Source organism: Streptomyces sp. NPDC004065, from assembly GCF_044903565.1.
Classification (GTDB): Bacteria; Actinomycetota; Actinomycetes; order Streptomycetales; family Streptomycetaceae; genus Streptomyces.
In genome coordinates this window covers 175,056-196,866 of sequence record NZ_JBJDQT010000001.1, presented here as the reverse complement: position 1 = coordinate 196,866, position 21,811 = coordinate 175,056, and the positions used below count along the sequence as shown (strand labels likewise).

At 69.9% G+C, this 21,811-nt stretch carries 16 protein-coding genes; 12 read left to right on the top strand and 4 right to left on the bottom strand.

All coding sequences use genetic code 11. The annotated features are described in order from the left end of the window. Positions 1-180 precede the first annotated feature (180 nt). Entirely contained in the window at positions 181-1,338 is a 1,158-nt protein-coding gene (locus tag ACI2LW_RS00885) for an FAD-dependent oxidoreductase (protein WP_404728967.1), read from the top strand. Between the two features lie 116 nt (positions 1,339-1,454). Beyond that, entirely contained in the window at positions 1,455-2,870 is a 1,416-nt protein-coding gene (locus tag ACI2LW_RS00880) for a purine-cytosine permease family protein (protein WP_404728966.1), read from the top strand. A gap of 63 nt (positions 2,871-2,933) precedes the next feature. On the opposite strand, the gene ACI2LW_RS00875 is transcribed toward ACI2LW_RS00880, so the two are convergent. From ACI2LW_RS00875 to ACI2LW_RS00860, 4 genes are all read right to left on the bottom strand, one after another. Beyond that, positions 2,934-3,707, bottom strand: coding sequence for a succinate dehydrogenase/fumarate reductase iron-sulfur subunit (locus tag ACI2LW_RS00875; RefSeq protein WP_404728965.1), 774 nt, complete (start codon positions 3,705-3,707; stop codon positions 2,934-2,936). Then, on the bottom strand, positions 3,704-5,650 hold the full coding sequence (locus tag ACI2LW_RS00870; RefSeq protein ID WP_404728964.1) for a fumarate reductase/succinate dehydrogenase flavoprotein subunit: 1,947 nt from the start codon (positions 5,648-5,650) through the stop codon (positions 3,704-3,706). Before ACI2LW_RS00870 ends, ACI2LW_RS00875 begins: the two co-directional genes overlap by 4 nt. Before the next feature lie 64 nt (positions 5,651-5,714). Continuing rightward, entirely contained in the window at positions 5,715-6,551 is an 837-nt protein-coding gene (locus tag ACI2LW_RS00865; protein ID WP_404728963.1) for a hypothetical protein, read from the bottom strand. A 25-nt stretch (positions 6,552-6,576) separates the two neighbouring features. Beyond that, on the bottom strand, positions 6,577-6,864 hold the full coding sequence (locus ACI2LW_RS00860; protein WP_404728962.1) for a hypothetical protein: 288 nt from the start codon (positions 6,862-6,864) through the stop codon (positions 6,577-6,579). Positions 6,865-7,204: 340 nt separating this feature from the next. On the opposite strand from ACI2LW_RS00860, the gene ACI2LW_RS00855 reads away from it, so the two are divergent. From ACI2LW_RS00855 to ACI2LW_RS00810, 10 genes are all read left to right on the top strand, one after another. Next, positions 7,205-9,478, top strand: coding sequence for an ABC transporter family substrate-binding protein (locus ACI2LW_RS00855; protein WP_404728961.1), 2,274 nt, complete (start codon positions 7,205-7,207; stop codon positions 9,476-9,478). A 163-nt stretch (positions 9,479-9,641) separates the two neighbouring features. Beyond that, positions 9,642-11,558 (top strand): translational GTPase TypA, encoded by a 1,917-nt coding sequence (typA, locus tag ACI2LW_RS00850; protein WP_404728960.1) that lies wholly within the window; start codon positions 9,642-9,644, stop codon positions 11,556-11,558. Between the two features lie 574 nt (positions 11,559-12,132). After that, entirely contained in the window at positions 12,133-13,755 is a 1,623-nt protein-coding gene (locus tag ACI2LW_RS00845) for an ABC transporter substrate-binding protein (RefSeq protein WP_404728959.1), read from the top strand. A gap of 168 nt (positions 13,756-13,923) precedes the next feature. Continuing rightward, positions 13,924-14,856, top strand: coding sequence for an ABC transporter permease (locus ACI2LW_RS00840; RefSeq protein ID WP_404728958.1), 933 nt, complete (start codon positions 13,924-13,926; stop codon positions 14,854-14,856). Then, positions 14,849-15,796, top strand: a complete 948-nt coding sequence (locus ACI2LW_RS00835) for an ABC transporter permease (protein WP_404728957.1) — start codon at positions 14,849-14,851, stop codon at positions 15,794-15,796. The genes ACI2LW_RS00840 and ACI2LW_RS00835 overlap by 8 nt, the downstream gene beginning before the upstream one ends. Positions 15,797-15,807: 11 nt before the next feature. Further along, a complete protein-coding gene (locus ACI2LW_RS00830; RefSeq protein WP_404728956.1) occupies positions 15,808-16,866 on the top strand; it encodes an ABC transporter ATP-binding protein in 1,059 nt (352 codons plus the stop codon). Beyond that, positions 16,859-18,007 carry an ABC transporter ATP-binding protein gene (locus ACI2LW_RS00825; protein WP_404728955.1) on the top strand — a complete coding sequence of 383 codons (1,149 nt, stop codon included), beginning with the start codon at positions 16,859-16,861 and terminating at the stop codon, positions 18,005-18,007. The genes ACI2LW_RS00830 and ACI2LW_RS00825 overlap by 8 nt, the downstream gene beginning before the upstream one ends. A 244-nt stretch (positions 18,008-18,251) precedes the next feature. Next, positions 18,252-19,874 (top strand): ABC transporter substrate-binding protein, encoded by a 1,623-nt coding sequence (locus tag ACI2LW_RS00820; protein WP_404728954.1) that lies wholly within the window; start codon positions 18,252-18,254, stop codon positions 19,872-19,874. Between the two features lie 6 nt (positions 19,875-19,880). Then, positions 19,881-20,804 carry an ABC transporter permease gene (locus ACI2LW_RS00815; protein ID WP_404728953.1) on the top strand — a complete coding sequence of 308 codons (924 nt, stop codon included), beginning with the start codon at positions 19,881-19,883 and terminating at the stop codon, positions 20,802-20,804. Continuing rightward, on the top strand, positions 20,797-21,810 hold the full coding sequence (locus ACI2LW_RS00810) for an ABC transporter permease (protein WP_404728952.1): 1,014 nt from the start codon (positions 20,797-20,799) through the stop codon (positions 21,808-21,810). The genes ACI2LW_RS00815 and ACI2LW_RS00810 overlap by 8 nt, the downstream gene beginning before the upstream one ends. Position 21,811 lies beyond the last annotated feature (1 nt).

Sequence of the window (21,811 nt, the reverse complement as noted above, 5' to 3'; positions counted from 1 at the left end):
CGTAGATCCGCTACGTAAGACGAATTGAGCCCTTGACAGGGCAACCGATGACTGATTCCGTTCGGGCACCGCGAAATGTGCGGCCTTTCCGCCACCGCTCGCCCGGTGATCTCCCACGGCACCGCCGTACCGGCCACCGCGCCTGGACACCCGCTCTCGTCACTTCTGCATGGAGGCCCCATGTCATCGCCCACCCGTCACGCCGAAATCGCCGGAGGCGGCCTCGCCGGCCTGACCACGGCGACCGCCCTGGCCCAGCGCGGCTGGAGCGTGCGCCTGCACGAGCGCGGCCGTGAGCTGCGCGAGATCGGCGCCGGCATCTTCATGTGGGAGAACGCCCTGCGCGTCCTCGAGGAGATCGGCGCCTTCGACGAAGCCGTCCACCGCGCCGAGCGCATCGACAGCTGGCGGCTCTACGACGAGCGGCAACGCCGTCTCCAGGACGACTGGATGAAGGGCGGCGACACCCGCCTGTTCACCGTGGTGCGGCCCGACCTGCACCGGGCGCTCGCCAACGCGGCCACCAGGGCCGGGGTCGAGATCGTCACCGACTCGCTGGTCGCGGGCGCCAACCCCGAGGGCGAGCTGATCCTGGAGAACGGCGAGGTCCTCAAGGCCGACCTCGTCGTCGGCGCGGACGGCGTCGGCTCGCCCGTGCGCAACTCGGTCGGTCTGAACCTCGTCGTCCGCGACCTGGAGGACGGCTGCATGCGCAGCCTCATCCCCAGGCTGCCGCACGACCCCGTCGACAACGCCCTGGAGTACTGGAACGGCGGCCGGCGCGTGGGCGTCGTCCCCGTCACCCCCGAGCAGGTCTACATCTACACCTGCTGCCCCTCCAGCGACCTCCTCGGACGCGAGCGGCCGTTCAACAAGGAGTCCTGGACCGAGTCGTTCCCGCACCTGCGGAGCATCTTCGACCGCATCCCGGACGTCTCCCGCTGGGCCTCGTTCTCCGACGTCCGCTGCCACCGCTGGGTCAACGGGCACGTCGCCCTCGTCGGCGACGCCGCCAGCGCCATGTCGCCCAACCTCGGACAGGCCGCCTGCCTGGCCATGACCAACGGCTACGGCCTGGCCCTGATGCTGGAGGGCCGGACCGACGTGCCCAGCGGGCTGCTCGCCTGGGAGGCGCGCCAGCGTCCGGTCACGGACGCGACCCAGCGCTACTCCCGGCTGTACGGCCGCGTCGGCACCCGCTGGCCGCGCCCCGTCGCCGACGTCCGCTCCGCCCTGGTCTGGGCGGCCGGACGGTCCAAGCGCTGGCAGGAGCGGGTCAACGTCGCCGCACACCAGGGCGCCGAGTCGGTCCGCCCGAGCCTCCGCCGGGCCGGCTGACCCACTCGAACCGACAGGGCGCCGCACCGCTCGCGGCGCCCCTGCCGTGGAGCATCACACACCCCGCTGGACCAAGGACCCCTTTAGCATCATGCACAAAGCAGGAGGAAACCGTTATGGCACACAACCCCTCGGGTGCCTTGATGGACGGTGTGGAGAGACGGTCGATCGACCACGTCCCCTCCACTGAGCGCCACGGCAAGGCGTGGCACCAGGGCCCGTTCTGGCTGACCGGCGGCTTCATGCTGCCGTCCATGCTGATCGGTTTCCTCGGCCCGTCCATGGGGCTGGGCATGGGCTGGTCGCTGTTCGCCGTCATCTCCGGTATGGCGTTCGGCACACTGTTCATGGCGCTGCACGCCAACCAGGGCCCCCGCCTCGGCCTCCCCCAGATGATCCAGTCGCGCGCCCAGTTCGGTTCGCGCGGAGCGATCTTCCCGCTGGCCATGGCCGTGTTCATCTACATCGGCTACAACGTCTTCCAGATGGTGCTGGCCGGCGACGCGCTGTCGATGTTCCTGCCGGGCCAGAAGATCTGGTACGTCGTCCTCGCGGTGGTGGCGGTCGTGATCGCCGTCGTCGGGCACGACCTCCTGCACACCGTGCAGCGCTGGTTCAGCTACCTCACCATGACGGTCTTCGCGGTCGTCACCGTCGCGGCCGTCCTGCACTACCCGATGGGCGACGCCGCTCCCGTCGCCACCGGATTCTCCGGCGCCGCCTTCCTCGCCCAGTTCGCCGCGGCGGGCGGCTACCAGATCAGCTACGGCATCTACGTCTCGGACTACTCCCGCTACCTCCCCGAGAACATCCCGGACGGCAAGCTGATCGGCTGGACGTTCCTCGGCGGATTCACCGGTGCCGCCTGGCTCGGCAGCCTCGGCGCGATCCTCGCCTCCTACGTCCCGGCGCCGGACGCGCTGCGCCAGCTGCACCTGGTCGGCGACACCGTCTTCCCCGGCTTCGGCGCGGTGGCGGTCCTGGCCACCCTGCCCGCACTGATCGGCACCTCCGGCGTCAACGCCTACGGAGCGATGCTCAGCGCCACCACGGTCCTGGACGGCATCAAGCGCGTGAACCCCACCCTGTGGCTCCGCGTCGTCGGCGTGTGCGCGGTGGGCGCGGTGGGACTGGGCATCGCCCTGAGCATGCCCGCCGCCTACATGAACAGCTTCCACACCTTCATCGCCGTCATGTGCTACCTGCTGGTGCCGTGGACCGCCGTCAATCTCGTGGACTTCTACGTGGTCCGGCGTGGCCGCTATGCCATCGCCGACATCACCGATCCGCACGGCGGCTACGGCCACTGGGCCTGGCGCGGACTGACCGCGTACTTCGGCGGCTTCGTGTCCATGATCCCCTTCGTCACCCTCAGCTTCTACACGGGCCCGGTGACGAAGGCCCTCGGCGGCGCCGACCTCGCGTTCATCGTCGGACTCCTCGTCTCCGGGGGGCTCTACTACCTCATCGCCCGAGGCGTCGAGGGGCACGGTGCTTCCCTCCCCGCCGAGGAGGTACGTGTCCCCGCGTAGTGACGCGCCCCGCGCCCGGCCCGCTCGAGGGCCGGGCGCGGCCGTGTCGACGGACGTCGCGGACTATCGCGCGGACCGTCTTCTGATCTTCGAGCCCAGCCACACCAGCGGGTCGTACTTGCGGTCGACGGCGCGCTCCTTGAGCGGGATCAGCGCGTTGTCCGTGATGCGGATGCCCTCGGGGCAGACCTCCGTGCAGCACTTGGTGATGTTGCAGTAGCCGAGGCCGTGGTCGTCCTGGGCCGTGCGCTTGCGGTCCAGGCCGGTCTCCTCGGCCCCGTCCAGGGGGTGCATGTCCAGCTCGGCGATGCGCATCAGGAAGCGGGGCCCGGCGTACGCCGCCTTGTTCTCCTCGTGGTCGCGCACCACATGGCACACGTCCTGGCACAGGAAGCACTCGATGCACTTGCGGAACTCCTGCGGCCGGTCCACGTCCTGCTGGAACATCCGGTACTCGCCCGGTCCCAGACCGGCCGGCGGCACGAAGGCGGGCACCTCGCGCGCCTTGGCGTAGTTGAAGCCGACGTCCGTCACCAGGTCCCGGATCACCGGGAAGGCGCGCAGCGGGGTGACGGTGACCGTCTCCTCGCGGTCGAACACCGACATCCGCGTCATGCACATCAGCCGCGGCTGCCCGTTGATCTCGGCGGAGCACGAACCGCACTTGCCCGCCTTGCAGTTCCAGCGCACGGCGAGATCGGGCGCCTGGGTGGCCTGGAGGCGGTGGATGATGTCGAGGACCACCTCGCCGTCGTTGACCTCGACCTCGAAGTCCTTCAGGCCGCCGCCTTCCGCGTCGCCCCGCCACACCTTGAAGCGGGCCTTGTAGCTGCTCACTCGTACAGCTCCTCTTCGGCGAGGTACTTGACCAGCTCCTCCTTCTCGAAGAGGGAGAGCAGGTCCGGGCGGATGGGTTCGGTGGTCTCCCGGGTCAGCGTGATCTGCCCGCGCACCGGGTCGGTGGCGGCCAGGCCGCCGGTCGGGTCGGTGAGCCGGCACAGCAGGTTGACCGGGCGCCAGGCGCGGTCCATCGACGGGTGGTCCTCCCGGGTGTGCCCGCCGCGCGACTCCGTGCGCTCCAGCGCGGCCCGCGCCACGCACTCGCTGACCAGCAGCATGTTCCGCAGGTCCAGGGCCAGGTGCCAGCCCGGGTTGAACTGCCGGTGCCCCTCGACGCCGGCCCGCCGCGCCCGTACCCGCAGCTCGCCGAGCTTCTTCAGCGCCTGCTCCATCTCGCCCTGCCGGCGGATGATGCCGACCAGGTCGTTCATGGTCTGCTGGAGCTCCTGGTGCAGGGTGTACGGGTTCTCCGGCGGCCGGCCCGCCGCCTCCTCGTCCACCGCCGCCTCCTCCGCCGAGAACGGCCGCAGCGCCTCCGCCGCCGCCGCGTCCACCTGGGCGTCGTCGAGGCGGGGCCGCTCGTACGCCGACTGCTGCGCGTACCCGGCGGCGTGCAGTCCGGCGCGGCGGCCGAACACCAGCAGGTCGGACAGCGAGTTGCCGCCGAGCCGGTTGGAGCCGTGCATGCCGCCGGCCACCTCTCCGGCCGCGTACAGCCCCGGCACCCCGCGCGCCGCCGCCGTGTCGGAGTCCACCGCGATGCCGCCCATCACGTAGTGGCAGGTCGGGCCGACCTCCATCGGCTCGGCGGTGATGTCGACGTCGGCCAGTTCCTTGAACTGGTGGTACATCGAGGGCAGCCGGCGCCGGATGGTCTCCGCGGGCATCCGGGTGGACACGTCCAGGAAGACCCCGCCGTGCGGGGAGCCGCGGCCCGCCTTCACCTCCGCGTTGATGGCGCGGGCCACCTCGTCGCGGGGGAGCAGCTCGGGCGGGCGCCGGTTGTGGTCCGGGTCCTCGTACCAGCGGTCCGCCTCCTCCTCCGACTCGGCGTACTTCTCCTTGAAGACGTCGGGGACGTAGTCGAACATGAACCGCTTGCCCTCGGAGTTGCGCAGCACCCCGCCGTCGCCGCGCACCGACTCGGTGACGAGGATGCCCTTCACCGACGGCGGCCAGACCATGCCGGTCGGGTGGAACTGCACGAACTCCATGTTCAGCAGCGGGGCCCCGGCGAGCAGCGCGAGGGCGTGCCCGTCGCCGGTGTACTCCCAGGAGTTCGACGTCACCTTGAAGGACTTGCCGATGCCGCCGGTGGCGATGACCACCGCGGGGGCCTGGAGGACGAAGAAGCGGCCGGACTCGCGCTCGTAGGCGAAGACCCCGCCGACCCGCTCGCCGTCCTTGAGCACCCGGGTCACCGTGCACTCCTGGAAGACCTTCAGCCGCGACTCGTAGTCGCCGGTCTCGCGGTGGTCCTCCTGCTGGAGCGAGACGATCTTCTGCTGGAGGGTGCGGATCAGCTCCAGGCCCGTGCGGTCGCCGACGTGCGCCAGCCGCGGGTACTCGTGCCCGCCGAAGTTGCGCTGCGAGATCCGCCCGTCGGCGGTCCGGTCGAACAGCGCGCCCCAGGTCTCCAGCTCCCACACCCGGTCCGGCGCCTCCCGCGCGTGCAGCTCGGCCATCCGCCACTGGTTGAGGAACTTGCCGCCGCGCAGCGTGTCGCGGAAGTGCACCTGCCAGTTGTCGTGCGCGTTGACGTTGCCCATCGCCGCCGCGATGCCGCCCTCGGCCATCACGGTGTGCGCCTTGCCGAACAGCGACTTGCAGATCACCGCCGTACGCGCCCCGCGCTCGCGCGCCTCGATCGCGGCCCGCAGTCCGGCGCCGCCCGCGCCGACCACCACGACGTCCCACTCCTGCCGGTCCACCACGGACATCACACGGCCCCACTCACTGAAGAGTCACAACGGTCACAAACGGTCATAACGGTCACGACGGTCACTAGAAGAAGCGCGGATCATCGAAGACCCCGGAGGCGACCAGGTAGACGTAGAAGTCCGCGAGCGCCACGCTCACCAGCGAGGACCAGGCCAGCAGCATGTGCCGGGCGTTGAGCCGGCTGACCAGGCGCCAGGCCCGGTAGCGCACGGGGTGCCGGGAGAAGTGCTTGAGCTGCCCCCCGACGATGTGCCGGCACGAGTGGCAGGAGATGGTGTACGCCCAGATCAGCACGATGTTGGCCAGGAAGACCAGGGTGCCCAGGCCCATGTGGCCCCAGCGGTAGTGCTCGTCCCGGAAGGACAGCACCGTGTCGTAGGTCAGCACGCCGGCCACCGGGATCGCCGCGTAGAAGAAGTACCGGTGGATGTTCTGCAGGATCAGCGGGAAGCGGGTCTCGCCGGTGTACGAGCGGTGCGGCTCGGCGACCGCGCAGGCCGGCGGGGAGGCCCAGAAGCCGCGGTAGTACGCCTTGCGGTAGTAGTAGCAGGTCAGGCGGAAGCCCAGCGGGAAGATCAGGATGATGATCGCCGGGGAGATCGCCCACCAGCTGCCGAACAGGGCGGCGTTGGGGCCGGCGTGCATGGGCCGGCAGTTCTCCGCCAGACAGGGCGAGTAGAACGGCGAGACGTAGGGGGCCGCGTAGTAGTCCGCGTTGGCGAAGGCCCGCCAGGTCGAGTACACGACGAAGGCGAACAGCCCGGCCGCGGTGGCGGCGGGCGCCAGCCACCAGCGGTCGGTCCGCAGATGCGGTGCGGCGATCGCGGCGCGCGCCGGGGAGTGGACGCCGCCGCCGCGCGGATGGGGTTGGGTGTCGGGAGGTTCCGTACCTGTGGCCAACTCAAGGCTCCGGTCGGGTCGGGGGTCACGGGGCGTGGCGGTCGCGGGCGCCGAGACCCTCGTCGTCCGAGTCCGTCCACAGGGAGATGTCGTAGGGCGCGTCGGAGATGGTGACGAGCGCGGGGCGCTGAGCCGCGGCGGGGCCCTCGGAGGCCTCGCGCAGCAGCGCGACGCTCTCGCGCAGATGGTCGGCGTCGGCGCGCACCCGGCGCACCTCCAGGCGGCTGCCGAGCTGCTGCTCGAGCCGGGCCACCGACCGCAGCACTGCGTCGACGGAGCGCTGTACCGACGTCAGGTCGTCGTGCACGGACATGACGTGACCTCACTTCCACGGGCCGTGCGGCCCTAGGCGGCAACGTTCATGCGCCTGCGAGTGTTGCGCGTCACACCTGTCGGTGGGAAGGGATGTGCAGCGATTGGCGGATCGCGCACCTCCCGCACGCGCCCGCACGCGCTCGGTGTGCGCCGGGGTCCGCATTGCGCCGGACGGGTGACCTTCCGGGCCCGTGCCGTCGTGTCGTCCCCGGACGGCGAACCCTTTCCTCTTCAGTGGGGCCGTGGATCTGCAGATCTGATCAGCACCAAAATACCGCCAAAGGTGGACAAACCCCACTTGTGTCCTCGGCGGGAGCGGCTCCTCGGAGGTAGCACAGATGTCGTACGACGGTGTCGGCCCGCGCGCGGTCAGGCGCTCGGTGGCCTTCCTGACCGCGGGCGTCTTCGCGGTGCCGCTCCTCGCCGGCTGCGGCTCCGACGACGAGGGCAGCAAGCCGCTGGCCGGCCAGGACATCGCCCCCGCCGCCCGCGACCGGATCGCCGACGGGGGCACGCTGCGCTGGGCCGTGGACGCCATGCCGCAGACGCTGAACGCCTACCAGGCGGACGCCGACCCTGGCACCACCCGCATCGCCCAGGCGGTGCTGCCCGCCATGTTCCGGCTGGACGCGAGGGGCCGGCCGCAGCGTGACGCCGACTACCTGGAGTCCGCCCGCGTGGTGGAGACCGAGCCCCGGCAGGTCGTCGTCTACCGGCTCAACCAGCAGGCCGTCTGGAGCGACGGCCGCGAGGTGGGCGCCGCCGACTTCGCCGCCCAGTGGCGCGCCCTGTCCGGCAAGGACTCCGCCTACTGGACCGCCCGCAACGCCGGCTACGACCGCATCGAGAAGGTCGAGCGCGGCGCCAACGACCTCGAGGTCAAGGTCACCTTCGCCCGGCCCTACGCCGACTGGCGGTCGCTGTTCTCGCCGCTGTACCCCAAGGACGTCACCGGCACCGCCGACGCCTTCAACGACGCGGCCCGCAAGAAGCTCAAGGTCAGCGCGGGCCCGTTCGCCGTGAAGAAGATCGACACCAAGGCCAAGGACGTCGTCCTCACCCGCAATCCCCGCTGGTGGGGACATCCGGCCAAGCTGTCCGAGATCGTGCTGCACGAGGTGCCCCGCGACAAGCGGGCCGCCGCCCTCGCCGACGGCACGGTGGACGTGGCCGACGTCGACCCCTCCGACGCCGAGCGGATCACCCTCGCCGCCGGCACCCCCGGCGGTCTGCCCTTCCAGGGCCCGGCCGGCGGCCGCACCGCCGCCAGGGCGCTGCGCTCCTGGGCCGTCATCCACGGCTCCGACGAGAAGGCCGCCCGCCGCGAGCGCCGCGCCGTGAAGAAGGACCGGCAGTCGATCACCGCGTACCTCGAGCAGCAGGAGGCGCTGCGCGACTTCGCCCTGCGCAAGTCCCTGGAGCCCGCCTACACCCAGCTCGCGCTCAACGGCGCCGACGGCCCCCTCGCCGACGAGCGGGTCCGGCACGCCGTGGCGCACGCCATCGACCGCAAGGAACTGGCCGCGCTCGTCCTCAAGCCGCTCGGCCTGCCCGCCGTCCCGGTCGGCAGCCACCTCGCCCTGTCCGGGCAGGACGCCTACGCCGACGGCAGCGACGCCCTCGGCGGCCAGGACGCCGCGCAGGCCCGCGCCCTGCTCGCGGAGGCCGGCTGGGTGCCCGGCCCGGTCAAGGACCGGAAGAAGGGCGACAAGGCGGCCGGCGCCGAGGGCCGGGGACCCGGCGACGGCGCCGGCCGCACACCGGACGGCGCCGACGGGGACGACGACGGCACCTACATCGTCGGCCGGGACGACACCGTGGAGGACAACAAGGAGTCCGGCGGCCAGGACGACAAGAGCGGCGAGGACGACAAGAGCGGCGAAGACGAGGAGCAGAAGAACCGGCAGCTGCCGGGCCGGGAGGAGAGCGCGGAGGGCAGCACCGCCGACGACGGCGCCCGGCAGCTCGCCCAGGACGGCAGGCAGTACACCGGGGGCCGCCCCGACCAGGGCGGCGCCCCCGGCGCCTACGCGCCCAAGGGCACCGCCGCGCCGGCCGGCAGCGTGGCCGGGCCGCTGGCCAAGGACGGCAAGCCGCTCACGCTGCGCTTCGTCCTGCCCTCCGGGCCCGGCTCCGACACCCTGCGCAAGGTGGCCGACCGGATCACGGCGATGCTCGACACGGTCGGCATCGGCACCGAGATCAGCACGGTCCCCGGCGAGAGCTACTTCCGCGACCACATCGCCTCCGGCCAGTACGACCTCGCGCTGTACTCCTGGCCCACCTCGCCCTACCCGGCCACCGACGCCCGCCCCATCTACGCCAAGCCGGTCCCGGCCGCCGACGGCTCCCTGAACGTCCAGCAGAACTACACCCGCGTCGGCACCGACCAGATCGACCAGCTCTTCGACCAGGCCCTCACCACGCTGGACGAGGACGAGGCCCGCGGGCTGATCCGCAAGGCGGACTCCCGGATCTGGGCCACGGCCGGTTCCATCCCCCTCTACCAGCGGCCCCAGCTGACCGCCGTCCGCAAGAACCTGGCGAACGTCGGCTCCTTCGGCTTCCAGACCCCGGTCTACGAGGACATGGGCTACCTGAAGAAGTCCTGACCCGGCGCCGACCGCCCCCGACCTGCGCCGACGCAGCCCCGCAAGCCCCAGTCGCAGCGCACCCGTACCATGGGGTGAGGCCGTGGCGTGTTCAGCCCGGCAGGGCCCGCGTAACACCGATGTACGCGCGTGCCGTCCGCACACTCCGGGAGTACGCCTCAATATGGCTGTGACTGCAACGCGTCACGACATCCGCAATGTCGCCATCGTCGCCCACGTCGACCACGGCAAGACGACCATCGTCGACGGAATGCTCAAGCAGGCCGGCGCCTTCGCCGCCCACCAGCTCGACCAGGTCGACGACCGCGTCATGGACTCCAACGACCTGGAGCGTGAGAAGGGGATCACGATCCTCGCCAAGAACACGGCGGTGAAGTACCACCCCAAGGACGGCGGGGACCCGATCACGATCAACATCATCGACACCCCCGGCCACGCCGACTTCGGCGGCGAGGTCGAGCGCGGCCTGTCGATGGTGGACGGTGTGGTGCTGCTCGTCGACGCCTCCGAGGGCCCGCTCCCGCAGACCCGCTTCGTGCTGCGCAAGGCGCTGCAGGCGCGTCTGCCCGTCATCCTGTGCATCAACAAGACGGACCGGCCCGACGCCCGGATCGACGAGGTCGTCAACGAGACGTACGACCTCTTCCTCGACCTGGACGCCGACGAGGAGCAGATCGAGTTCCCGATCGTCTACGCCTGCGGCCGCGACGGCATCGCCTCCCTCACCAAGCCGGAGAACGGCACGGTCCCGGCCGACTCCACCAGCCTGGAGCCGTTCTTCTCCACGATCCTGGAGCACATCCCGGCCCCCACCTACGACGCGGAGGCCCCGCTCCAGGCGCACGTGACCAACCTGGACGCGGACAACTTCCTCGGCCGTATCGCGCTGCTGCGCGTCGAGCAGGGCGAGCTGCGCAAGGGCCAGACGGTCGCGTGGATCAAGCGCGACGGCACGGTGCAGAACGTGCGCATCTCCGAGCTGATGATGACCGAGGCGCTCACCCGCAAGCCCGCCGAGAAGGCCGGCCCCGGTGACATCTGCGCCGTCGCCGGCATCCCGGACATCATGATCGGCGAGACCCTGGCGGACCCGGAGAACCCGATCCCGCTGCCGCTGATCACCGTCGACGAGCCGGCGATCTCCATGACCATCGGCACCAACACCTCCCCGCTGGTCGGCCGGGGCGGCACCGGCAAGGGCGCGGACGCCAAGGCGGCCGTCAAGGACCGCAAGGTCACCGCCCGCCAGGTCAAGGACCGCCTCGACCGCGAGCTGATCGGCAACGTCTCGCTGCGTGTGCTGGACACCGAGCGCCCGGACGCCTGGGAGGTCCAGGGCCGCGGTGAGCTGGCGCTGGCCATCCTCGTGGAGACCATGCGCCGCGAGGGCTACGAGCTGACCGTCGGCAAGCCGCAGGTGGTCACCAAGGAGGTCGACGGCAAGGTCTACGAGCCGGTCGAGCGCATGACCATCGACGTGCCCGAGGAGCACATGGGCGCCGTCACGCAGCTCATGGGCGTGCGCAAGGGCCGGATGGACAACATGTCCAACCACGGCTCCGGCTGGGTCCGCATGGAGTTCGTCGTGCCCTCCCGCGGGCTGATCGGCTTCCGCACCGAGTTCCTCACCCAGACCCGCGGCACGGGCATCGGCCACTCGATCCACGAGGGCTTCGAGCCCTGGTTCGGCACCCTCCAGACCCGTAACAACGGCTCCCTGGTCGCCGACCGCTCCGGCGCCGTCACCGCCTTCGCGATGACCAACCTCCAGGAGCGCGGCGTGCTGTTCGTCGAGCCGGGCACCGAGGTGTACGAGGGCATGATCGTCGGCGAGAACTCCCGCTCCGACGACATGGACGTCAACATCACCAAGGAGAAGAAGCTCACCAACATGCGGTCGTCCACGGCCGACGTGACCGAGTCGATCGTCCCGCCGCGCAAGCTCTCCCTGGAGCAGTCCCTGGAGTTCTGCCGCGACGACGAGTGCGTGGAGGTGACCCCGGAGGCCGTGCGCATCCGCAAGGTCGTCCTCGACCAGCGCGAGCGCGCCCGCGCGGCCAGCCGCGCCAAGCACGCCTGACACAGCGCGAGGGGGCCCGTCCGGCAGCGCACCGCGCGCCGGGCGGGCCGCCGTCTTTTCCGGGCGTCGGCCCCGTACAGGGTTTTCCCTAGAACCGGAATCGGCTCCCTCACGCCCGGTCGCGGGAGAGCGCGCCGTTGTTAGAGTGGCTGAAATCCGCGGCTTACCGGGTCGTTCGCACCGGTCTGTCCCGGGGTGGGGCGTCGACACAGCTCCCTGGAGCTCATTCCGCCCGTTCGCGCAACCCTTTTTCAGCGGCCCGCTGTCCGCTATCCGGACACCCCTGCCCGATAGTTGTGTAACAAGTCCGTTTCGCAGGGATCTTTCACCAAACCCTTTGTCCGGATTTTGGAAGAAGTATGCGGCAGGTGTGATCGAACCGAGACCTTGCAGGTGTGGTTCGGCCCGGTTCGTATGGCAGATAGTTAGGCGCGTAGAGCTCGGGAAAACGGGTCACGCGCTGCGGCGCCGACTCACGAGCGCGGGGGCACCTGACCATTTCAGGCACCGGCGACGGTGATGTGTCCGGTGCCCCTCCATGCGGTGAACCAATGGACTCATGAGGAGGAGCCCCATGCGTGGTGCCAAGAGCGCCAAGTGGGTTGCGATAGCCGCGGTAGTGGCGCTGGGCGCGACGGCCTGTGGCGGTGGCGGGGACAAGGGCAGCGACAGCAAGGGCGCGGTCGACCCGAACGGCAAGTTCTCCGTCGAGGTGGGTGAGCCCCAGCACCCGCTGCAGCCGGCGAACACCATGGAGTCCAACGGCAGCATCGTCATCAAGTCGCTGTTCTCCGGGCTCGTCGACTACGACAGCAGCGGCAAGATCGTCAACGTCAACGCCGAGTCGGTCGACACCACCGACAACAAGACCTTCACGGTCAAGCTGAAGCAGGGCTGGAAGTTCCACGACGGGACCCCGGTCACCGCCGAGTCCTACGTCAAGGCGTGGAACTGGGCCGCGAACCCGGCGAACAAGCAGACCAACAGCTTCTGGTTCTCCGACATCAAGGGCTACGACGACGTCGCCCCGGCCAAGGGCAAGCCCAAGACCGACAAGATGTCCGGCCTGAAGGTCGTCGACGACAGCACCTTCACCATCACGCTGTCCAAGCCGATCCCGTACTTCGTGTACAAGCTCGGCTACGAGGTCTTCGACCCGCTGCCCGAGTCCTTCTACAAGGACCCGAAGGCCGCCGGCGAGCACCCGATCGGCAACGGCCCGTACAAGTTCGTCAGCTGGCAGCACGACAAGCAGATCGAGGTCGCCAAGAACGACGACTACAAGGGTCCGAACGCCGCCAAGAACGGCGGAGTGATCTTCAAGAACTACTCCAAGCTCGAGACGGCCTACCAGGACCTGAAGTCCGGCAACCTCGACGTGATGCGCCAGGTCGCCCCGCGTGACCTGCCGGTCTACAAGCAGGACCTGGGCGACCGCGCGGTGGACCAGTCCTACTCCGCGATCCAGACCATCGCCGTGGCCTTCTACACCAAGCAGTGGAAGGACATCGACCCCAAGGTCCTGCAGGGCCTGTCGATGGCGATCGACCGCGACACCATCACCAAGACCGTCCTCCAGGGCACCCGTGAGCCGGCCACCGGCTGGGTCGCCAAGGGCGTCCTCGGCTACACGCCGAACGCCGTCGGTGACATCACCAAGTACGACCCGGCCAAGGCCAAGCAGCTCATCAAGGACGGCGGCGGCGTCCCGGGCAACAAGATCACCATCCAGTACAACGCGGACGGCGGTCACAAGGAGTGGGTGGAGGCGGTCTGCGGCTCCATCACCAAGGCCACCGGCGTGGCGTGCACCGGCGACTCCAAGCCCGACTTCCAGTCGGACACCAACGCCCGTGACAACAAGCAGGTCAAGTCGCTGTACCGCTCGGGCTGGGTGCTGGACTACCCGTTCATCTCCAACTTCATCCGCGACCTGTACGGCACCAAGTCCGACGGCAACCAGGGCGGCTTCTCCAGCAAGGAGATCGACAAGCTGATCGCCAAGGCGGACGGCGCCAAGACGCTGGAGGAGTCGGAGAAGCTCTACCAGCAGGTCGAGAAGGAGCTGCCGAACTACATGCCGAGCATCCCGCTCTGGTACTACAAGGTCAACGCGGGCTACTCGGAGAAGGTCACCGGCGTCAAGTACGCCCAGGACGGCGACCCGATCCTGACCGGCGTTCAGGTCAAGAAGTAACCGCTGACGACGAACAGCGCGTGCCGTGCCGCACCTTCACCGAAAGGTGCGGCACGGTGTCGGCCGCTCGGCCGGGGGGCCCTTTTCACCGCGTACGCACGGAATCCATCCGGATTCCGCTCGTACACGGCGAAAAGGGCCCGCCGCTGTGACTGACATGGAGGCACCATGGGGCGCTATGTCGCACGACGACTGCTCCAGATGATCCCGGTCTTCATCGGGACAACCCTGCTGATTTTCCTGATGGTCTACGCCCTGCCCGGCGACCCGGTGCGCGGGCTCTTCGGTGACAAGGGCGCGGACCCCGCCGTCCTTCGCTCGCTGCGCCACCAGTACGGCCTCGACCAGCCCGTCCTGGTCCAGTACTGGAACTACATGAAGGGCATGATCCTGCATCTCGACTTCGGGACGCAGATCGCGAGCGGCCGCCCGGTCACCGACATCCTGGGCGAGGCCTTCCCGGTGACGCTCCGCCTCGCCGGCTTCGCGTTCGCCATCGAGGCCGTGCTCGGCATCGTGCTCGGCGTCGTCTCCGGCATGCGCGCCGGCAAGGCCGCCGACACGATCATCCTCTTCGTGACGCTGCTGCTGATCTCGGTGCCGGTCTTCGTGCTCGGCTACATCCTCCAGACGGTGTTCGCCTTCCAGCTGAACCTGCTGCAGCCCTCGGTCAACGACGACACCGACTTCAGCCAGCTGCTGTTGCCGGCCATCGTGCTGGCCAGCGCCTCACTCGCCTACGTGGCCCGGCTGACCCGTACCTCGGTGGCGGAGAACATGCGGGCGGACTTCATGCGCACGGCCATCGCCAAGGGCCTGCCCCGCCGCCGGGTGATCAGCGTGCACCTGCTGCGCAACTCCCTCATCCCGGTCGTCACCTTCCTCGGCACCGACCTCGGTGCCCTGATGGGCGGCGCGATCGTGACCGAGGGCATCTTCAACATCCACGGCGTGGGCGGAACGATCTACCAGGCGATCGTGCGACGGGAGGGCACCACGCTGGTCGGGCTGGTCACCATCCTCGTGCTCGTGTACCTCTTCGCCAGCCTGATCGTCGACCTGCTCTACGCGGTTCTGGACCCGAGGATCCGTTATGCCTGAGCTGACCACCTCCGCCGACGAGGCGGCGACGGCCGCCGCCGCCGGCGCCGCGGGCGCCGCACTGCCCGAACCCAAGCCGGAGAAGACCCGCAGCCTGTGGGGCGACGCCTGGCAGGACCTGCGCACCAACTGGGTGTTCCTCGTCTCCGCGGTGCTGATCCTGCTGCTGCTGGTGATGGCCTTCTGGCCCAGCCTGTTCACGGGCGCGGACCCGAACAACAAGGACCTGGCCGGCCACTACCTGCAGCACCCGAACTACGGCCATGTGTTCTCGGCCGACTGGCTGGGCTACGACGCCCAGGGCCGCAGCGTGTACGCCCGTGCCATCTACGGCACCCGCGCCTCGCTGCTGGTCGGTGCCGGAACCACCCTCGTGGTGACCGTCGTCGGCGGTCTGATCGGCATGCTGGCCGGTTACTTCGGCGGCTGGCTCGACGCGATCCTGTCCCGGGTGACGGACATGTTCTTCGGCATCCCGTTCCTGCTCGGCACGATGGTGATGCTGAACTCCTTCACCGACCGCACCATCCCGGTCATCATCGCCGCCCTGGCCTTCCTCGGCTGGACGCAGACGGCCCGTGTGATGCGCGGCGCGGTCATCACCGTGAAGTCGACGGACTACGTGCAGGCCGCCAGGGCGCTGGGCGCCGGAACCGGGCGCATCCTCATGCGCCATGTGCTGCCCAACGCGGTGGCGCCGGTGATCGTCGTCGCCACCATCTCGCTCGGTGTCTACATCGGCGCCGAGGCCACGCTGTCCTTCCTGGGCCTCGGCCTGAACGGCGCGTCGTGGGGCAACGACATCTCCGACGGAGGCAACTCCATCCGGGTAGCGAAGTGGATCATGCTCTACCCGTCGATCATGCTCAGCATCACGGTGCTGGCGTTCATCATGCTCGGTGAGGCGGTCCGCAACGCCCTCGACCCGAAGACGCGCTGAGGGAGGCGTACGTGACCACCATCGAAGAAGTCGTCCCTGTGCCGTCGCCCCGCGACGGCGGGGCGGACGGCGGGCCGCTGCTCGACGTGCGTGACCTGCACGTGGAGTTCCACACCCGCGACGGAGTCGTCAAGGCCGTCAACGGCGTCAACTACAGCGTGAACGCGGGCGAGACCCTCGCCGTGCTCGGCGAGTCCGGCTCCGGCAAGTCCGTCACCGCCCAGGCCATCATGGGCATCCTCGACATGCCGCCGGCGAGGATCCCCCACGGGGAGATCCGCTTCCGCGGACAGGACATGCTCACCATGTCCGGCGAGGACCGCCGCAAGATCCGCGGCCGGCGCATCGCCATGATCTTCCAGGACGCGCTCAGCTCGCTGAACCCCGTGCTGACCGTCGGCTACCAGCTCGGCGAGATGTTCCGCGTCCACCAGGGCCTGTCCAAGAAGGACGCCAAGGCCAAGGCCATCGAGCTGATGGACAAGGTCAAGATCCCGGCGGCCGCCGCCCGTGTCAACGACTACCCGCACCAGTTCTCCGGCGGTATGCGCCAGCGCATCATGATCGCCATGGCGCTGGCCCTGGAGCCGGACCTGATCATCGCCGACGAGCCGACCACGGCCCTCGACGTGACGGTCCAGGCCCAGGTCATGGACCTGCTCGCGGAGCTGCAGCGCGAGTACAACATGGGCCTGATCCTGATCACCCACGACCTCGGCGTGGTCGCCGACGTCGCCGACAAGATCGCGGTGATGTACGCGGGCCGGATCGTCGAGCAGGCGCCGGTGCACGAGCTGTACAAGCGCCCGGCGCACCCGTACACGCGGGGTCTGCTGGACTCCATCCCGCGCCTGGACCAGAAGGGCCAGGAGCTGTACGCGATCAAGGGTCTGCCGCCCAACCTGCTGCGGGTTCCGACCGGCTGCGCCTTCAACCCGCGCTGCCCCAAGGCCCAGGACATCTGCCGTACGCAGGTCCCGGACCTGCTGCCGGTCACCGAGCGCGACGGCGGCGAGCTGCCGGGCCGCGCCTCGGCGTGCCACTTCTGGAAGGAGACGATCCATGGCTGAGCTCAGCAAGAACGACGAGCCGCAGGACGCCACGCCGAACGTCTCCGAGGTGGAGGTCGCCGACGTCCACTCCGAGGAGGAGGCGGTCGCCGCGATCGAGGCGCCCGTCCAGCGGGGCGAGCCGATTCTCCAGGTGCGTGACCTGAAGAAGCACTTCCCGCTGACCCAGGGCATCCTGTTCAAGAAGCAGATCGGCGCGGTCAAGGCCGTCGACGGCGTGTCCTTCGACCTGTACCAGGGCGAGACCCTCGGCATCGTGGGCGAGTCCGGCTGCGGCAAGTCCACGGTGGCCAAGCTCCTGATGAACCTGGAGCGGGCGACCGCGGGCGAGATCTTCTACAAGGGCCAGGACATCACCCGGCTGTCCGGGCGGGCGCTGAAGGCGGTCCGCCGGAACATCCAGATGGTGTTCCAGGACCCGTACACCTCGCTCAACCCGCGTATGACGGTGGGCGACATCATCGGGGAGCCCTTCGAGATCCACCCGGAGGCGGCCCCGAAGGGCGACCGGCGGCGCAAGGTCCAGGAGCTGCTGGACGTCGTGGGTCTCAACCCCGAGTACATCAACCGCTACCCGCACCAGTTCTCCGGCGGTCAGCGCCAGCGCATCGGCATCGCCCGCGGCCTCGCGCTCAACCCGGAGATCATCATCTGCGACGAGCCGGTGTCCGCGCTGGACGTGTCGGTCCAGGCGCAGGTCATCAACCTGATGGAGCGGCTGCAGGACGAGTTCAACCTGTCCTACATCTTCATCGCGCACGACCTGTCCATCGTCCGGCACATCTCCGACCGCGTGGGCGTGATGTACCTCGGCAAGATGGCCGAGATCGGCTCGGACGAGCAGATCTACGACCACCCGACGCATCCCTACACCCAGGCGCTGCTGTCGGCGGTCCCGGTGCCGGACCCGGACGCCCGCGAGCACCGCGAGCGGATCATCCTCACCGGCGATGTGCCGTCCCCGGCCAACCCGCCCTCGGGCTGCCGCTTCCGCACCCGCTGCTGGAAGGCGCAGGACAAGTGCGCCGAGGAGGTCCCGCTGCTCGCCATTCCGGAGCGCTTCAAGGGCACGGACTCCCCGGCCGCCCACGAGTCGGCGTGCCACTTCGCCGAGGAGAAGGACGTCGTCCACGCGGCGTGACGATCCCCGGCGGTCCCGCGCCCGCCCGCACCACCGATTCCCGGCTCCCCGTCAAGGGGGCCGGGAATCGGCCGTTCGGGGCCCTTCCCGTCCTCCCGTCGTCCCGCCCGTCGTGCCCTCCGTCCGGCTGACGCCCCCGCCCTCCCCGGTGCGGCGACCATGGGACAAGCGGATGGTGTGATGACATCTCGGCAGCTTGGCCGTCGCGCCCCCACGTCCCGCCGGCTCCCGAGGAGGCCCCCGCATGCGTCCAGCCACGCGCGCGACCTGGGCCGCCTGCGCGGTGGCGGGGGCGCTCGCGGCCACCGCCTGCGGGGGCGGCGCGGGCAGCGGCGGGTCGGGGGCCGTGCTCAGCTCCTCCTGGGGCGACCCGCAGAACCCGCTCGAGCCGGCCAACACCAACGAGGTGCAGGGCGGCAAGGTGCTCGACATGATCTTCCGGGGGCTGAAGCGGTACGACCCGAGGACCGGCAAGGCCACGAACATGCTCGCCCAGAGCATCGAGACCACCGACTCGCGCACCTTCACCATCACCGTCAAGGACGGCTGGACGTTCAGCAACGGCGAGCCGGTCACCGCCAAGTCCTTCGTGGACGCCTGGAACTACGGCGCGAGCCTGCGCAACAACCAGAAGAACGCGTACTTCTTCGGCTACATCGAGGGCTACGACAAGGTCCACCCCGCGAGCGGCGCGCAGACCGCCGACACCCTCTCCGGGCTGAGGGTCACCGGCCCGCGCACCTTCACCGTCCGCCTCAACCAGAAGTTCTCCACCTTCCCCGACACCCTCGGCTACGCCGCCTTCGCCCCCCTGCCCTCCGCCTTCTTCACCGATCACGCGGCCTGGGTGGCCAAGCCGGTCGGCAACGGCCCGTACGCCGTCCAGTCGTACACCAAGGGCTCCCAGATGTCCCTGCGCCGATGGGACGGCTACCCCGGACCCGACAAGGCCCGCAACGACGGGGTCGGCCTGGTGGTCTACACGGACAGCAACACCGCCTACACCGATGTGCTGGCCGGCAATCTCGACCTGGTCGACGACATCCCCGCGAGCCAGCTGAAGAACGTCGAGACGGACCTGAACGGCCGCTACATCAACACCCCGGCCGGCATCCTGCAGACCCTCGCCTTCCCGTACTACGACAAGAAGTGGAACACCCCGGGCGCGGAGAAGGTCCGCACCGGGCTGTCCATGGCCATCAACCGGCGGCAGATCACCGAGACCATCTTCCGCGGCACCCGCACCCCGGCCACCGACTGGACCTCCCCCGTGCTCGGCACGGACGGCGGCTACAAGCCCGGGCTGTGCGGCAGCGCCTGCTCCTACGACCCCGCCCGGGCCAAGCGGCTGATCCAGGAGGGCGGCGGGCTGCCCGGCGGCCAGGTCAGGATCACGTACAACGCCGACACCGGTTCGCACAAGCAGTGGGTGGACGCCGTGTGCAACTCCATCAACAACGCCCTCGGCGACGACAAGGCGTGCGTGGGCGACCCGGTCGGCACCTTCGCCGACTTCCGCAACCGGATCTCCCGGCACAGGATGTCCGGGCCGTTCCGGGCCGGCTGGCAGATGGACTACCCGCTCATCCAGAACTTCCTCCAGCCGCTGTACTACACGAACGCCTCCTCCAACGACGGCAAGTGGTCCGACCCGCGGTTCGACCACCTCGTCGACCAGGCCAACGCCGAGACCGACCCCCGCAGGGCCGTCGCGCTCTTCCAGCGGGCCGAGGAGGTGGTCAGGGACCACATGGCCGCCATCCCGCTGTGGTACCAGAACGGCAGCGCGGGCTACTCGGCCCGCCTCTCCCATGTGGCGCTCAACCCGTTCAGCGTCCCGGTCTACGACGAGATCAGGGTGGGCTGAGCCGCCATGGGCCGCTATGTCGTGCGCCGGCTGCTCCAGATGGTCCCGGTGTTCATCGGGGCGACCCTGCTGATCTTCCTGATGGTGAACGTCATGGGCGACCCCGTGGCGGGACTGTGCGGGGAACGCCAGTGCGACACCGCGACCGCCGCCCAGCTCAAGCGGGAGTTCGGCCTCGACAAGCCGGTCTGGCAGCAATACCTGACCTACATGGGCAACGTCTTCACCGGCGACTTCGGGACGGCGTTCAACGGACAGCCCGTCACCGAGCTGATGGCGAGCGCCTTCCCCGTCACCGTCCGGCTGACGATCGTCGCCGTGCTCTTCGAGATCGTCGTCGGGATCGCGCTGGGCGTGGTGACCGGGCTCAGCCGCGGCCGGCCCGTCGACACCGCGGTGCTCGTGCTCACCCTGGTCGTCATCTCCGTGCCCACCTTCGTCACCGGGCTGCTGCTCCAGCTGCTCCTCGGCGTCCAGTGGGGGTGGATCAGGCCCTCGGTGTCCCCGGCGGCGGCCTTCGGCGAGCTGATCGTGCCGGGCCTGGTCCTCGCCTCCGTCTCCCTCGCCTACGTCACCCGCCTGACCCGCACCTCCCTCGCCGAGAACCGGCGCAGCGACTATGTGCGCACCGCCGTCGCCAAGGGCCTGCCCCGGCGCCGCGTCATCACCCGGCACCTGCTGCGCAACTCGCTCATCCCCGTGGTCACCTTCATCGGCACCGACATCGGCGCCCTGATGGGCGGGGCCATCGTCACCGAGCGGATCTTCAACATCCACGGCGTCGGCTACCAGCTCTACCAGGGCATCCTGCGCCAGAACACACAGACGGTGGTCGGTTTCGTCACCGTCCTGGTCCTGGTCTTCCTGCTCGCCAACCTGCTCGTGGACCTGCTGTACGCCGTGCTCGACCCGAGGATCCGCTATGCCTGAGCAGCAGCCCTACGAGCCCGAGCGCGCCGTCGCGGGCACCGGCATGGGCGGCGGGATGGACCTGGCGGCGAGCGAGGCGACGGCCCTGGAGCGGGCGCCCGGAGCCCCGGGCGGCCCCGGGGCCCCCGGCGGCACGCAGGACACCGGCCCGGGGGCCGGCCGGCCGCGCAGCCTGTGGTCCGACGCCTGGCGGGACCTGCGCCGCAACCCGGTCTTCGTGCTCTCGGCCCTGGTGATCCTCTTCCTGGTGGTCATCGCCGTACGGCCGTCCCTGATCGCCTCCGGCAACCCGCTCACCTGCGATCTCGCCCGCGCCCAGGACGGCCCGGCGCCCGGCCACCCCTTCGGCTTCGACGGCCAGGGCTGCGACGTCTACACCCGCACCGTCTACGGCGCCCGCGCCTCCGTCACGGTGGGCGTGTGCGCCACGCTCGGGGTGGCGCTCCTCGGGTCGGTGCTCGGCGGGCTGGCCGGGTTCTTCGGCGGCGCCTGGGACGCGGTGCTCTCCCGGACCACCGACATCTTCTTCGCCATCCCCGTCGTCCTCGGCGGGCTGGTGCTGCTGTCGGTGGTCACCAGCAACACCGTGTGGCCGGTCGTCGGGTTCATGGTGCTGCTCGGCTGGCCGCAGATCTCCCGCATCGCCCGCGGCTCCGTCATCACCGCCAAACAGCACGACTACGTCCAGGCGGCCCGCGCGCTCGGCGCGTCCCCCGCCCGCATCCTGCTGCGGCACATCGCGCCCAACGCGGTCGCCCCGGTCATCGTGGTGGCGACCATCGCGCTGGGCACCTACATCGCGCTGGAGGCGACCCTGTCCTACCTCGGCGTAGGGCTGAAGCCGCCGAGCGTGTCCTGGGGCATCGACATCTCCGCCGCCTCGCCCTACGTCCGCAACGCCCCGCACGCCCTGCTGTGGCCCGCCGGTGCCCTCGCGATCACGGTCCTGGCCTTCATCATGCTCGGCGACGCGGTGCGCGACGCCCTCGACCCGAAGCTGAGGTGAC

Excerpts from the sequence above, each read along its gene's own strand:
- ACI2LW_RS00860 (WP_404728962.1), bottom strand. The coding sequence starts at position 6,864 with ATGTCCGTGCACGACGACCTGACGTCGGTACAGCGCTCCGTCGACGCA.
- typA (WP_404728960.1), top strand. The coding sequence starts at position 9,642 with ATGGCTGTGACTGCAACGCGTCACGACATCCGCAATGTCGCCATCGTC.
- ACI2LW_RS00825 (WP_404728955.1), top strand. The coding sequence starts at position 16,859 with ATGGCTGAGCTCAGCAAGAACGACGAGCCGCAGGACGCCACGCCGAAC.
- ACI2LW_RS00810 (WP_404728952.1), top strand. The coding sequence starts at position 20,797 with ATGCCTGAGCAGCAGCCCTACGAGCCCGAGCGCGCCGTCGCGGGCACC.
- ACI2LW_RS00835 (WP_404728957.1), top strand. The coding sequence starts at position 14,849 with ATGCCTGAGCTGACCACCTCCGCCGACGAGGCGGCGACGGCCGCCGCC.
- ACI2LW_RS00870 (WP_404728964.1), bottom strand. The coding sequence starts at position 5,650 with ATGTCCGTGGTGGACCGGCAGGAGTGGGACGTCGTGGTGGTCGGCGCG.
- ACI2LW_RS00820 (WP_404728954.1), top strand. The coding sequence starts at position 18,252 with ATGCGTCCAGCCACGCGCGCGACCTGGGCCGCCTGCGCGGTGGCGGGG.
- ACI2LW_RS00815 (WP_404728953.1), top strand. The coding sequence starts at position 19,881 with ATGGGCCGCTATGTCGTGCGCCGGCTGCTCCAGATGGTCCCGGTGTTC.
- ACI2LW_RS00855 (WP_404728961.1), top strand. The coding sequence starts at position 7,205 with ATGTCGTACGACGGTGTCGGCCCGCGCGCGGTCAGGCGCTCGGTGGCC.
- ACI2LW_RS00840 (WP_404728958.1), top strand. The coding sequence starts at position 13,924 with ATGGGGCGCTATGTCGCACGACGACTGCTCCAGATGATCCCGGTCTTC.
- ACI2LW_RS00845 (WP_404728959.1), top strand. The coding sequence starts at position 12,133 with ATGCGTGGTGCCAAGAGCGCCAAGTGGGTTGCGATAGCCGCGGTAGTG.
- ACI2LW_RS00885 (WP_404728967.1), top strand. The coding sequence starts at position 181 with ATGTCATCGCCCACCCGTCACGCCGAAATCGCCGGAGGCGGCCTCGCC.
- ACI2LW_RS00880 (WP_404728966.1), top strand. The coding sequence starts at position 1,455 with ATGGCACACAACCCCTCGGGTGCCTTGATGGACGGTGTGGAGAGACGG.